The sequence below is a fragment of the Ligilactobacillus agilis genome (assembly GCF_025311475.1).
GTDB classification, from domain to species: Bacteria; Bacillota; Bacilli; order Lactobacillales; family Lactobacillaceae; genus Ligilactobacillus; species Ligilactobacillus agilis.
On the sequence record NZ_CP104397.1, the window covers coordinates 1,188,390 to 1,201,552 of the forward strand.

13 protein-coding genes, 1 other RNA gene and 1 pseudogene are annotated in these 13,163 nt (G+C 39.4%); 3 read left to right on the plus strand and 12 right to left on the minus strand.

The genetic code is table 11. The features are described from left to right. Window positions 1-84 precede the first annotated feature (84 nt). The 5 genes from N4597_RS05900 to N4597_RS05920 form a co-directional block, all read right to left on the minus strand. Window positions 85-714: a hypothetical protein gene (locus tag N4597_RS05900; protein WP_047343138.1), complete on the minus strand. Its 630-nt coding sequence runs from the start codon at window positions 712-714 to the stop codon at window positions 85-87. Window positions 715-722: 8 nt separating this feature from the next. After that, the gene (locus N4597_RS05905) at window positions 723-1,376 is read right to left on the minus strand and encodes a Crp/Fnr family transcriptional regulator (RefSeq protein WP_260902855.1); all 654 of its coding nucleotides are present in this window, start codon (window positions 1,374-1,376) and stop codon (window positions 723-725) included. Window positions 1,377-1,403: 27 nt separating this feature from the next. Further along, window positions 1,404-1,682: an iron-sulfur cluster repair di-iron protein, ric gene (locus N4597_RS05910; RefSeq protein ID WP_094129469.1), complete on the minus strand. Its 279-nt coding sequence runs from the start codon at window positions 1,680-1,682 to the stop codon at window positions 1,404-1,406. Between the two features lie 15 nt (window positions 1,683-1,697). Further along, window positions 1,698-1,925, minus strand: coding sequence for a heavy-metal-associated domain-containing protein (locus tag N4597_RS05915; RefSeq protein ID WP_037619394.1), 228 nt, complete (start codon window positions 1,923-1,925; stop codon window positions 1,698-1,700). A gap of 79 nt (window positions 1,926-2,004) precedes the next feature. Continuing rightward, window positions 2,005-3,855: a heavy metal translocating P-type ATPase gene (locus N4597_RS05920; RefSeq protein ID WP_260902861.1), complete on the minus strand. Its 1,851-nt coding sequence runs from the start codon at window positions 3,853-3,855 to the stop codon at window positions 2,005-2,007. A 261-nt stretch (window positions 3,856-4,116) separates the two neighbouring features. Here N4597_RS05920 and N4597_RS05925 point away from each other — a divergent pair. Next, window positions 4,117-4,383, plus strand: a pseudogene (locus N4597_RS05925) (IS4 family transposase); the annotation flags it as partial. A 106-nt stretch (window positions 4,384-4,489) separates the two neighbouring features. On the opposite strand, the gene N4597_RS05930 reads toward N4597_RS05925, so the two are convergent. The 5 genes from N4597_RS05930 to N4597_RS05950 all read right to left on the minus strand — a co-directional run bounded on the left by N4597_RS05930 (window position 4,490) and on the right by N4597_RS05950 (window position 8,560). Next, window positions 4,490-5,890, minus strand: a complete 1,401-nt coding sequence (locus N4597_RS05930; protein WP_202022702.1) for an APC family permease — start codon at window positions 5,888-5,890, stop codon at window positions 4,490-4,492. Window positions 5,891-5,977: 87 nt separating this feature from the next. Next, a complete protein-coding gene (locus N4597_RS05935; RefSeq protein WP_089144162.1) occupies window positions 5,978-7,114 on the minus strand; it encodes a THUMP domain-containing class I SAM-dependent RNA methyltransferase in 1,137 nt (378 codons plus the stop codon). Window positions 7,115-7,206: 92 nt separating this feature from the next. Further along, window positions 7,207-7,570, minus strand: an RNA gene (gene rnpB, locus N4597_RS05940) — RNase P RNA component class B. A 20-nt stretch (window positions 7,571-7,590) separates the two neighbouring features. Then, window positions 7,591-7,932 carry a cell division regulator GpsB gene (gpsB, locus tag N4597_RS05945; protein WP_050612309.1) on the minus strand — a complete coding sequence of 114 codons (342 nt, stop codon included), beginning with the start codon at window positions 7,930-7,932 and terminating at the stop codon, window positions 7,591-7,593. A gap of 82 nt (window positions 7,933-8,014) precedes the next feature. Continuing rightward, the gene (locus N4597_RS05950) at window positions 8,015-8,560 is read right to left on the minus strand and encodes a DUF1273 domain-containing protein (RefSeq protein WP_056977513.1); all 546 of its coding nucleotides are present in this window, start codon (window positions 8,558-8,560) and stop codon (window positions 8,015-8,017) included. 123 nt (window positions 8,561-8,683) lie between these two features. Here N4597_RS05950 and recU point away from each other — a divergent pair, with 123 nt between their 5' ends. Then, window positions 8,684-9,301 carry a Holliday junction resolvase RecU gene (gene recU, locus N4597_RS05955; RefSeq protein WP_056977511.1) on the plus strand — a complete coding sequence of 206 codons (618 nt, stop codon included), beginning with the start codon at window positions 8,684-8,686 and terminating at the stop codon, window positions 9,299-9,301. A gap of 16 nt (window positions 9,302-9,317) precedes the next feature. After that, window positions 9,318-11,639 (plus strand): transglycosylase domain-containing protein, encoded by a 2,322-nt coding sequence (locus tag N4597_RS05960; RefSeq protein ID WP_260902871.1) that lies wholly within the window; start codon window positions 9,318-9,320, stop codon window positions 11,637-11,639. Window positions 11,640-11,706: 67 nt separating this feature from the next. Here N4597_RS05960 and nth read toward each other — a convergent pair whose 3' ends face one another. Both nth and N4597_RS05970 read right to left on the minus strand, forming a co-directional pair. Then, entirely contained in the window at window positions 11,707-12,351 is a 645-nt protein-coding gene (gene nth, locus N4597_RS05965; RefSeq protein ID WP_056977506.1) for an endonuclease III, read from the minus strand. After that, on the minus strand, window positions 12,351-13,076 hold the full coding sequence (locus N4597_RS05970) for a DnaD domain-containing protein (RefSeq protein WP_202022495.1): 726 nt from the start codon (window positions 13,074-13,076) through the stop codon (window positions 12,351-12,353). Before N4597_RS05970 ends, nth begins: the two co-directional genes overlap by 1 nt. Between the last annotated feature and the right edge of the window lie 87 nt (window positions 13,077-13,163).

The window sequence follows — 13,163 nt, forward strand, 5'->3', positions numbered from 1 at the left end:
ATATTAGTAGTATAGGGGGATTAGGAAAATATTTACATACGTCTCATTATGGAGTGCTTACGTTACTTCTACCTATCCTTTAGTTTATTTCTTTGTTTCCTTATAAAATGGCAGTAATTCATCAAAACTTTTTAATAAATCATCAATTAACCGTTCTAATGAGTGGTCAGTCTCAATTGGAATATCCTGTTTAACCAAGACCTTACGAACCTCACCTGATTTGACCTGTTTTAGTAAATTCTTTCGATTTTCTTCTGTTGCATCCATTTTGAAACTTATACCATTTTTTTGTACAAAATAATACATAGCTCCAAAAGGAAGAAGATTCAAAACTTTATTTTGTTTCTCTAAACTGTTTTCAGACCTCCTTCTTTCTACAAAACTAACCTCAACGGAAATTCCAAAATTATCAGATTCCCCATAAAGACGAATAGCCAATGCTGAATCATCCAAATCATCGGAAGGCAATCGGAAATAACACCAAAAATGTGGACGACATAGCTGAGATTGATTCATCCATTGACTAACACGCTCTGCTTTAAATGGCTTTACCCTGTCTTCAAAAGATTTACTGATTAAACTGAATTCATCCCGGGCCTGTCGAGCTAGGTCCCTTAAATCCATCATATACTGACGATAATTACCAGCCTTTTCCGGCTTAATATATTTTTCTCCTCGATAGGGTAGATATTCCTTTAATTTGTCAAACGACATTTTTCACCTCATAAATCAATTAAACCATCTCTGTTAAGAATAATTATTCTTCTACCTGAACGTTTTATCAATCTATTATCCTCAAGAAATCTAAATTTTCTAGAAAGAGTTTCAGGGGTAGTCCCTATATATCGCGCGATATCAATCATCTTCATAGGTAAACTGAACCGATAATCGTTCGCTGCTTTTGACAAATCCAAGAGGTAGTTCGCTAACCGTTCCCCAACACGCTCCATAGATAAAATATGGGCCTGTTTCTCTACTTGAATCATCTTTTGCGCACTTAATTCAAATAATTTAAGAGCTATTTGTGGATTCCTAAGCATTACTTGATCAAAAGCTTGTTTACTTAATCTACAAATTTCAGTTGTTTCAAGAGTTTTACCAAAAAGAGATTCATTTTTAATACCGAACAACTGATTCTCACCCTCATAGCCACCTGGTTCAACGACCCGTAAAAGCTGTTCATCACCATTTGTAGACAGTTGGAATACTTTCATACTTCCGAGAGCCACGATGTCTAGATTTTCATCTCCTGGTCTAAAAACAATTTCATTTTTTTTTAATTGTTTGTGTTGTGCCAATCTATTAATTTTAATCTGTTCATCTTCTGACAGATGATGAAATAATGGTACAAGTGTCACACAAATATGTTGAACCATGGATAGCCTCCTTCTAATTGATAAAACCTATTCTTGAGATAATTCATCAAATTGTTTTAATAGCTGATAAGTTTTAGTTAATGTCTCACAAGCATCATCTGGAATTGTATAATCTTTTGTAAGAGCTCTTAGTTCTGAAAATTCATTTGATAGGTCCAAATTATTATCCCTAATTTTATGTTGAATTGTTTCATAAACTTTGCGAACGTCAAAGACTTCCGGATGATTTTTCCCATGAGCTTTTGTAATAGCATTTGTATATAGATCGAGCATCTCATCGTTTGCTTCAAAAAATTGTTTTAACATTGTAACTTTCTCCTATTATTTTTCTGATGCTTTTAGGACATCATAGCCAATTGCTTGCACTGCCTTCACAATTTCATTAATGTTTGTCATACTAGCGTCAAAATTTACTTTTGCCTTGCTGGCATTGAATAGAACTTTGACACTTTCCTTATCGACACCTGTTACACTTTTAATGGCTCCCTCAATTTTTTGCATACATGTTGGACAAGCCAGTGTTTCAAGCTGTAGTATAGCTTTTTTCATCATCTTTACTTCCTTTCCTTATTATATCTTTAATATAGTACGATATTTAGAATAAAAAATTGATTTCTATCAAGAATCTCTATTTTCTTTTATATTTTAAAAGCCTCATAGCATTCAAAATAACTACGAGAATGCTACCTTCATGAATAAACATGCCAATTGCCATATTCATCCACGAACTTGAGAGAACGCTGATAAGAAGAACTACTACGACTAGCAATGCAATGAAGATATTTTCAATCATATTACGTCGTGTGGCTTTAGCCAATCCAATCGCATGAGGGATTCTGTGAAAATCCGAATTCATCAAAACAACATTTGAAGTTTCAATGGCAACATCTGTACCGTTTCCCATGGCAATTCCAATATCTGCTAAGGCCAATGATGGGCTATCATTAATACCATCTCCGACAAATGCTACTATTTCTCCACTTGCCTGACGTTTTCTCACAAATTCTGCCTTGTCTTCTGGTAGTAGATGACCATAAGCCTCGGTTAAGCCTAACTGATTAGTAACTAAATCAACTGTGCCTTGATTATCTCCAGATAATAGAATGAGATTTTTTATTCCCATATTCTTAAGCGTCTCTAAATCCTCCTTGACTCCTTGTCTAATCTGGTCGCGAATCCCTACAACAAGAGCTATTTGTCCATCAATAGCAGTTAGGACAATTGAATTCCCTTCTGCTTCCATCCCTGCTATGTCGCTCTTCATCTGGTTAGTGAAAGGAATATTATATTGATTCATCAAATAAGAGTTCCCAACGAGAACTTGGTGATTTTGAATACGAGCAACAACTCCCCCACCTTGAACGACCTCTGTTGAGTCAATCACCTCTACTACAGAATCTGAGTAACGGTTCACAATTGCTTTCGCGAGCGGATGATCTGATTCTCTCTCAACACTAGCCAGTAAGCTCTCAGCAAGACTCCTATCACTGCTATAATAGATTGTCTGTGCAACCTGAGGGTTACCATAAGTTAATGTTCCTGTTTTATCAAATAACATTGTATCAACTTTACTAAAGTTTGTAATGACATCACTACCCTTAAATAAAATACCATGTCGTGCGCCATTTCCAATCCCTGACACATTTGAAACTGGTACGCCAATAACCAGTGCACCAGGACATCCAAGAACCAAAATAGTAACGGCTAACTCAATATTGCGGCTAATAAGCCAAACAATAATCGCTAACACTAAAACTGAAGGAGTATAGTATTTTGAAAATTGGTCAATAAATCTCTCAGCTTTTGACTTGCTGTCCTGTGCTTCTTCTACTAATTCAATAATTTTCCCAAAAGTTGTATCTTCCCCAATCTTCTCAGTACGTATTTGTATAGTGCCATTTTCGAGAATGGTACCAGCAAAAACTTTATCTCTTAAACCTTTAGAGACTGGAATAGATTCGCCCGTAATACTTGCTTCATTTGCAGTACCAGAGCCAAATATCACTTCACCGTCAACTGGGATCTTTCCACCAGTTTTTACTAAAAGAATATCTTCTTCATTAACTTCTTCAACTGACACCTCTTCAAAGTCACCATTGTGTAGTTTACGAAAAGTAGTCTCTGGTACCATCTCCACGAGATTCTTAATCGCAGAACGTGTCTTGGCTAATGTTCTTTGTTCTAAGTATGCACCAAATAAGAAGAGAAAAGCTACAATAGCTGATTCTTCAAACTCTTTAATAACAAATGCTCCTAAAATAGCAAGAGTTACTAAGAGATCGATGCTAATTACCTTAATTCTAAGAGCTTGATAGGCTTGAACAAAAATTGGTAAACCGCCAACTAATGAAGCTACAAACAGTAGATAAGCTGAACCCTGCTCACTACTAAAAACCCATTTGGATGAAAAAGCAAGTATAATAAGAACACCAGTTATTGCTGTCAACCAATTCCGATAACGTAATAACCATTTTTGCATAATTTCTACCTCCTTTATTATATCCAGTATAACCGGGCATAGAAATATAATAATTGATTTATATCAAGTTTTAAAAATACTAGAATGTCTAGCTTGTTTCAAACTGAAACTTGAAAGCAAAAAAAGAGCTGAAACTTGAAAGCATGAAATAGTGGATACTTCCCGCTATTTCATGCTTTTTTGCCAAAAAAATAGAAAAACGCAAGGACACCCGCGTTATAATTTAAATGCACAAATAAAAAACAAAGGGATCCTTACGCTATGTCCAGTATAAATTATTCTCAAGAAAATAACGAGTCATTTTTTTCAATCGATACATTTTTCAAGCAAATTGGTATAGGTAAAATTATTCGCCAGGTTAATTTCAAACGACGTACTCCAATTAACCCGACAGAGTTTATCAAGTGGTTGCTTACTGCTATCTTTGCACGTCAATCTTTGTATCATGCTAAAGAGACTCCCGCTTTCACTACTAGAACTATTCGTAATTTTTTGAATGACGGTCGCATTAATTGGCAAAAGTTTGTCTTTTTACTAGTTAATTTTTAGCATAACCTCATAAAAAATACCTCCCAAGTATAGGATGATTGCACCTATACACTTGGAAGGTATTTATTGCTAGGCTTTGTATGTCTTACTCCTGGACACTCGCTTTACGATTTTCCAAACGCGCTAAGAGGGGCATAATCATGCCGGCACCAAATAAAACTGCAACAGATAAGAAGTTCATCAATAACTGATGATCCCAGGCCTTAGTCCCAAAGGTAACATCTTGGGGCAAGAAGCCCATCACGGCACAGACTAGGGAGAACAGAAAACACCAGCTTCCCATCGCTAATGCCCCCATCCGATTTTTGATATAGACGAATTCGGACGTAAAGCGATCTTGTTGGTATCTAACCGCTATAAAAGCTAAAAACAACCAACAATTCTTGAAAGGAAACACAATTCCATTTAAATTTAATAACCAGTTGAATACAGCGTTAATATCCGGTAGGGTCCCACTCATTAATAATAGGAATAAACTTAACCCCGTAGTTAATACATAAGAATGGATAGGTCGCCCATTACGATTACGCTTCCTCATCCATTTAGGCATAAACTTAGCAGCCGTATCCGCTGCAAAAACCCAACTAGTTGAGTCTAGAAAAATTGCCAACTGAGCCATCATGTAGATTGCTTGCACTAGGGCAAACAGGTACATTAAGCCTTTGCCTAAGCCCATTTGCTCTCCTAGAAGCTGGAAGGCATAATAAGACCCGTTCATCTTTAAGTCATGTGGTAAATCATTGGCATTAAAAAAGATTGCTAACGAAAAAGTTCCAAAGACGGTTAAAAATGCCGTCATCAGTGCAATCAACCACATTGCCTTACGAAAATCACGGTTGGGATTTCTCATTTTGGTCAAGTAAGGAGCAACTAACTCAGCCCCACAAACCGCAAACATCAATAGTCCCGTGGTAGCAAAATACGAGGTCGAAAACTTAGGGATAAACGCCTCTAAGTTAAAAGGATGGGTAGCAATCTTTCCCCCAGTTAATAAAGTCCAAGCGGTCATGACCACGAATAAGACGGTCATTAAAAACATTGACACCCCACCAATGGTTGCCATTAGCTCTAGTGACTTTTTATAAAAATTCTCCAATAAAATAAAGGCTAGAATAATTACGAAGGTCCAAACCCCAAACCAAAAACTAGACATATACTGATCAAGGTGATTGTTGCCTAAAATCAACCAACTATACGACACAATCGTTGAATTAGCCACATCGACAATGTAAGGTAGGCAAGCCGCCCAATACATCCAGGCGGTCCAATAACCTAAGGCATCACTATGGGTACTTCTTCTAACCCACGAAGCCAGCCCCCCTTCTTGGTGTCCGTTAAAAGTCGAACCAAGGTGAGCAACCGTCATTTCATAAGGAATAACAAAGAAGAACACCATAAAAATCCAGGAGAAAACAACTGATAGCCCTTGGTTTTGCAAGGGATACAAAATATCATCGAAACCAATAATTGTCACAAACCCTACCATGGCAATTACGGGCCAAGAGATATAGTGTTGCTTTTGTCCTAACTCATTCACAATCAACAACTCTCTTTCTTAACTATTTGGAAAAGCCTAATTTCTAGGCTTTCTCTTACCCCAGTATTGGAATAAATCGGTTCTAAGTGAACCGTTGTATAGTTTACGCCGTTTACTTGCTTTTTGTCCATAATAAGTTTCAAATTCTAAATCGCTAGTTAAGATATATTTACTCCAAGTAGTTAATGGTTGGTAAACTTGCCCCATTTGTTTATATAATTGTCGGACCGAGGCTTGATCACTTAAGCGTTCCCCATATGGTGGGTTAGCTACAATCACCCCGTATTCCTTAGTCGTCTTAAAGTCCTTTAAAGCCATCTGTTTGAAGTTTACACTAGCAGCTAACCCTGCTTCTAGGGCATTTTGCTTAGCAATTTCTATCATCTTACCATCAATATCATAACCCCAAATATCTAACTCAATGTCATAGTTAGCCTGACTATCCGCCTTATCCCTTACCATTTGAGCCAGCTTGGGGTCTACCCAAGCAAAACTTTCACAAGCAAAATCCCGGTTAAAGCCTGGTGCAATGTTGTGCCCAATTAAGGCCGCCTCAATCGGTAGCGTCCCAGAACCACACACAGGATCAACAAATGGCTTTTCAGGATACCAATGGGCTAGTAAAACCAAGGCCGCCGCCATATTTTCTTTAAGTGGCGCTCCCCCCTTAGCTACCCGGTAACCACGTTTAAATAGACTCGAACCACTGGTATCTAAAGTTAACAACACCCTATCCTTATTAATTGCAACTTCTAGCGGATAGACTGCCCCCGTTTCCGGTAAGCGCGTTGTCCGGTGATAAACCTGGCTTAACTTGGTAACAATCGCCTTTTTGACAATTGCCTGCACGCTAGGAACATTGTGTAAGGTAGATTTTTGAGATTTACCCGCTACTGGAAAATTAGCATCCAATGGTAAAAACTCATCCCAAGGCAATGCCTTAGTTTGTTCAAATAATTCTTCAAATGAACGCGCGTAAAATTCGCCAACAACAATTTTTACCCGGTCAGCAGTTCTAAGCCACAAGTTAGTTTCTAATACATCTTCAATGGTTCCTTGAAAACGCACACGTCCATTTTCCACCTGGACCTCGTAACCTAAGTGTCTCAGTTCGTTTCCAACAATTGCTTCAATTCCTGCTGCCGCCGTGGCAATTAAATTATATTTCTTCATAAATTTTCCTCTTTTCTATTGAATGCCCTTTACTGCCAAAAAAATAGAGACCAGGAAAAAATTCCCAGTCTCTATTAATCCTGTATGTAGATCTCTATAAGCCAAGTTCCGTACGTCGACCGGTCAGGTACCGATCTCGGTGGTAATCATCTATCTCCGAGTTTTCACTCGCCCCCATGATTTGTTCATTTCCGTCATGAAGCGCCCCTACCAAAGTTTGGGTTACCTGCTCGCAGGGTTTACCGCGTTCCACTAATGCCGTTTCCAACATTACTTCGTCACTGTGGCACTTTTCAGGACTACTCAAGCATAGTTTCCCTTAGCTCTTTTATCCGCCGTCACCAATTGGTGCCTTACCTTATTTTTTCAGTAAGTACGATCACTACAGGCATCTCAGCCTGTGCAAGCCTGGACTTTCCTCAGCCTACTCAAGGTAGACCGCGATTACCCGAAATCTACATTTTTATTTAACTATATTAAAACCGATTAGTTTGGTTATTATCACCGTTAAGCTGTGCACCGAAAACATGTCTTTCTAGGTTAGACAAACGCTTTAAGATATCCATGTTCGTTGTAGAACTAGTAGGTTGCGCCGTCTTACCAGAATTACCAACTGCTAGTTGCTTAGTAAGTTCATCTACTTTGGCCACCAAGCGGTCATTTTCAACCTGAAGCCGCTGCGTTTCCTTGTTGAAGTTTTCATAATCTTGAATAACCATATCTAGGAATTCATCAACTTCTGTAGGGTCATAGCCCCGCATTTTAGGTTTGAAATTCTTATTTACGATGTCCTTGGGTGTAAGATTTACATTTTCCATCAATGCACCTCATCTCCATAATAGGAACTTAACTCATAACATTTCTAATTATAACAAAAATATTACAACTTGCAAAGGATTTTTACCAACTTCCGTAATTTTCTTGATAATCAGCTGCAAAGGTCTGTAACTCATCCATCGTCACCAATTCACAAGGATAGTTAGCCTTTTTCTTGCTAGCTTGGTAAGCGAACTTTAATTTACCCGGGTATAATTCATCGTAAACAAATAAGGCCTGATCACTGTGATTTAAACAAAAGTTTTGGTAATTTTGTAACTGTCTTATTCCTTGATAGGGCTTCTTACTCACTAAGCCAAAAAAATCAGCCTCGCTTCGCAACTGCGCTAGCTTCACTTGCTTGGCCTCTTGCCAGCGACTAGAAAAATCTGCGTACGGTTCAAGTAAGGCTAACTTCAAGTCAGGGTAAGCTTTTTTTAATTCCAAGACTACTTCCAAGCCCCATTGCTCCACACCCAAGTTAGGCCCAGTTATTACCCACTCTAAACCTTGATCTAACTTAGCTACCAGTCGTTCCTTTAAGGCCGCTTTAATGACCTTTACCTTTAAATCCTGTTCATTAAAAATCCCCAATTCATAACTACGATAGCCTGAAAGCCATAGCCGCATTAGCATCACCTCGATTCCATTATAATCTTTTACTTACGGAATTTAAAAGTAAGATTTCTAACTTGCTTGCTTTACCAACTACACACTTAGTTGGTATAATGGGTTGAACAAAGGAGGGATTAGATGGTCATGCATTATCCTAACGGACAACCCTATCGCACCAAGCAGCTGTCCCTTAAAAAAAGCCCCTATCCCACTGCCACTTTATACGGTAATCGGGGAATGACCTTGGAAGAGGAAATCAATGAAAGTAACCAATACTATCTCAAGCAGGGAATTGCAGTTATTCATAAAAAACCAATTCCAATTCAAATTGTTAACGTTGACTACCCTAAAAGAAGTGCTGCCGTAATCAAAGAAGCTTACTTTAAACAGCCTTCAACAACTGACTATAATGGGGTTTACAAAGGCCATTACCTTGATTTTGAAGCTAAGGAAACTAAGAATTTAACGGCTTTTCCCCTAGCAAACTTTCACGCCCATCAGATTGAGCATATGAAAGCCTGTCAAAAACAAGGTGGTATCTGCTTTACCATTTTACGCTTTACCAGTCTAAAAGAGGTCTTCTTAATGCCGGCCTCCCTACTTTTTCAGTACTGGGATAATCAACAAGCCAATAATGGGCGCAAATCGATTCCCTATGAGATTATCAAGAAACAATGTGCCCATATAACTTACCAGCTTCAACCTAAAATTCCTTACCTAACCTATGTAGATAAGTTACTAGAACAAATTCTTTAACTAAAGGAGTCTAAAAATGACTAAGCAAGATCAACAATATTCACGGGTAGCTCGCAGACAGCAGGCAGCCCATAAACAAAAGCATAGTCAACAGCCTAAGAAAAAATGGAGCTTTAAAAAGATTGCTGTTACTGTTGCTTTAAGCCTGGTGGCCTTGATTTTCGTTGGTTTCATCGGAGGGAGTTTACTCTTCTTTGCCTACGCTAAAAGCGCCCCAGCCCTCACCACTAGCAAATTAACTAGCGATAGTTCGACTACCATCTATGATGCTAAGGGCCATAAGATTCTGACGCTTGGAACAGAAAAACGACAAGCCATCAAGGAACAAAAGGTCCCCCAACAACTTAAAGACGCCATTGTTTCAATTGAAGATAAGCGTTTCTATAAGCACCATGGGGTCGACCCTTACCGAATTATGTCCGCCGCTGTTAATGACGTTACCGGTTCAAGTAGCCTCCAAGGTGGGAGTACCCTTGACCAACAGTTAATCAAACTAGCTTATTTCTCTACTAAAAAGTCCGACCAAACCTTAAAACGAAAAGCCCAAGAAGCTTGGCTGGCCATCAAGATGGATAAGCAATACTCAAAAGACCAGATTCTGACTTTCTACATCAACAAGGTCTTTATGGGTAATGGAATTTACGGAATGCAAACTGCTGCCGAATACTACTATGGCAAGCATTTGTCTGAACTGTCACTAGCTCAAACAGCTTTAATCGCCGGAATTCCTAACGCTCCTTCTAGCTACAACCCTTATTCTAACGTGCAACTGGCTACGCAAAGGCGAAATGAAGTCCTAAACGCCATGGTCGCTAATAAGAAGATTAGCGCAGCCCAAGCGGCTCAAGCCAAAGCCGTTAGTGTTACTGACGGCTTAGTTTCACAAGATGCTCATACTAATTCAAGTCAAACTAAGCAGGCTAAGTGGTCGGACGCTTACCTTAAGCAAGTAATCAAAGACCTTTACGACAAGGGTTATGATCCATATGCTTCTAGCCTCAAAGTTTACACCAACCTTAATTTGGATATCCAAAAGCGCCTATACGATATGGCCAATACCAACGAGTATGTCTACTACCCTGACAATAAGGTACAAATTGCTGCCACGATTATTAATCCTAACAACGGTAAGGTATTAGCCATGCTTGGAGGTCGCAAAAACGGAGATGTAACCTATGGTCTCAATCGGGCGGTACAAACTTCCAGAACTAACGGGTCGACCGCTAAGCCACTTATGGACTTTGGTCCGGCCATTGAATACCTTAGCTGGGCAACTTACCACCAACTCGAAGATACCGAATATAATTACCCCGGTACCTCCATTGCCTTACATGACTTTGATAAGGCTTATAAGGGGACTATGACAATGCAAGACGCCTTGATGCAGTCCCGTAACATTCCGGCTATCCGCGCGCTAGCAACCGTTGGTTTAACCCGGGCCCGTAATTTCGTCAACAAGCTTGGCTTTAATTACAAGAGTGTTGAATATTCTAATGGGATTGGGATGCCATCTTCAACCTTGCAAAATGCGGCTGCCTACGCTGCCTTCGACAACGGCGGAACTTATTACGAACCTAGTTATATCAATAAGGTTACGATTGCTGATGGTGAGTCTAAAACCTATGAAAGTAGTGGCAAGCAAGTTATGCAAGCCTCAACCGCTTATATGATAACCTATATGCTCCAACAAGTTATTACTAACCCAAGTGGGACTGGTTACCGTGCTAACATCCCTGGTTTTTACCAAGCCGGTAAGACTGGGACCAATGCTTATCCAGATGATATCGAAACTAATTTCCCTGATAATGCCACCATGGATTCTTGGTTTAACGCCTACACGAAACACTATTCTGTTTCAATTTGGATGGGTTATGATCATCCTTATCGTGACGCTAATTACCTAGATACTGCCACAGCTAGAATTCCAATTGCCTTTTACAAGTCACTAATTGCTAATATCTCGCAGGGTAAATCTAATACCAACTGGAAACGACCATCTAATGTTTACACCAAGACGCTTGATGGCCAAAAGTATCTCTACTTAGCTGGTACTTCTGATCCTTATACTAGTCAAAAGAAGCATTCAAACTCAAGTACTCACTCCAGCAATTCAGTTGCTCATTCACAGGATACTTCAAGCATTAGCTCGCTTACTACTACTTCATCTGTTTTGAGTTCTAGTTCTAGCTCCAGTTCTAGTCAGTCTACAGCTGAATCTTCGAGCTCAAGTACCGCCAGTGCTAATACTAATAGTTCCCAGTCACAAACTCCTAGCCAGCCAAGCAACCCAACTAGTTCGGCTGCAACAACAACGACTACCACTAACCCTAATCAATAGTAGTCTTTATTAAACTAAAAAAGTAGCTCTTCATATAAGAGCTACTTTTTTTGACTTATGGTACTTTTTAAGATTGAGTCCGCTTTTGCCCTTCTTGACACATAAATAATAAGGGACAGGTTTGACATTTAGGTGCCCGAGCTAGACACTGGTTTCTCCCCCAAATAATCATCCGGTGGTGGGCAGTAATCCACATTTCTTTAGGCAATTTTTTCATTAGGGTTTGCTCAATTTGGTTAACGGTTGCATCTGCTTTAACCATTGCAAGCCGCTTGGCAATTCTGCCTACGTGGGTGTCTACCGCTAGAGCCGGAATTCCAAAGCACTCGGCTAATACAACGTCTGCCGTTTTTCGCCCTACTCCGGCTAAGCTCATCAGTTCTTTATGAGTCTTAGGAACTTGACCATCAAACTGGGTAACTAACCCCTGTGCACATGCAACTAAGTACTTAGCCTTATTATGATATAAACCTATCGTTTGGATATAGGGCTCTACTTCACTTGGTTTGGCGTTAGCTAAGTCTTCAGGTTGCTTAAACCGAGCAAACAAGGCGGGGCTAATTTGATTAACCGCCTTATCCGTCGTTTGGGCACTAAGAATTACTGCCATTAAAAAATGAAAGGGGGTATCAGCCACTAAAGAGCTGCCCGTGGTCGGGTAGGTTTTACCCATGATTTGAATCGCTTGTAGGGTCTCCTTAGCATCTAACATTAGTGCTCACCTTCTGTTCTATTTGACCATTTATAAACCGGAATTTCTGGCTTATCTTTAGCCTTAGACTGGGAGGTAGTTTTGCTCCACTTCGCCGCCTTAACCTCCCGCTGTTTTACTAGCAGTTTTTGGGCATCGGCAGCCGTTTTGATGTTTTGCTTTTCCCAGCTGATTAAAATCCGGTCTATGTAACGTAGGTTATAGACTTGATTCAAAACCGCTTCCCTTAAAGCCAGTTTAACTAGTTCAGGCTGATAATGGTCCTGACTAAACCACATATCTATGGTTTGTAACTCCATCGGAGTCAAAGCTCTTCCAAACTCAACCTCGATACTCTTATAAATTTCTGCCCGACTAACACTAAGGGCGGCTTGGCTAGTTGTCATCTCCTCTTGCCTCTTTAGGGCCACTAACTTCTGATATAGGCCCTTAAAACTATACTGGTTAGTTTCTCGTCCATTTTCATCGCTGACCGTATTAATCGCTAACACTTTCTTTTCAACTAGCTTGTGCATCAGACTGTAGATGTCAGTGCTAGCTTTGCCCATCGCCTGGCTTATTTTCTCAATATCTGGAATATTCTTCCCGGCTTGAAGTTGACTATCAATTTGCAAAAACAAAACTAATTCTTCTTCAGTTAAGCCCAATTTTTGATAGTTTGCCAAAATCAAACTGGAAATAGTTACTTGTTTAGCATTAACAAAAAACTCCCAATCATTCTCCATAAAATCGCCCCTCTCACAAAACAACTTTATCACAATCTAGCTCAAAGCTTAACTAATTAGCACTCCTTGAGAAGAAAAAAGCAAGCA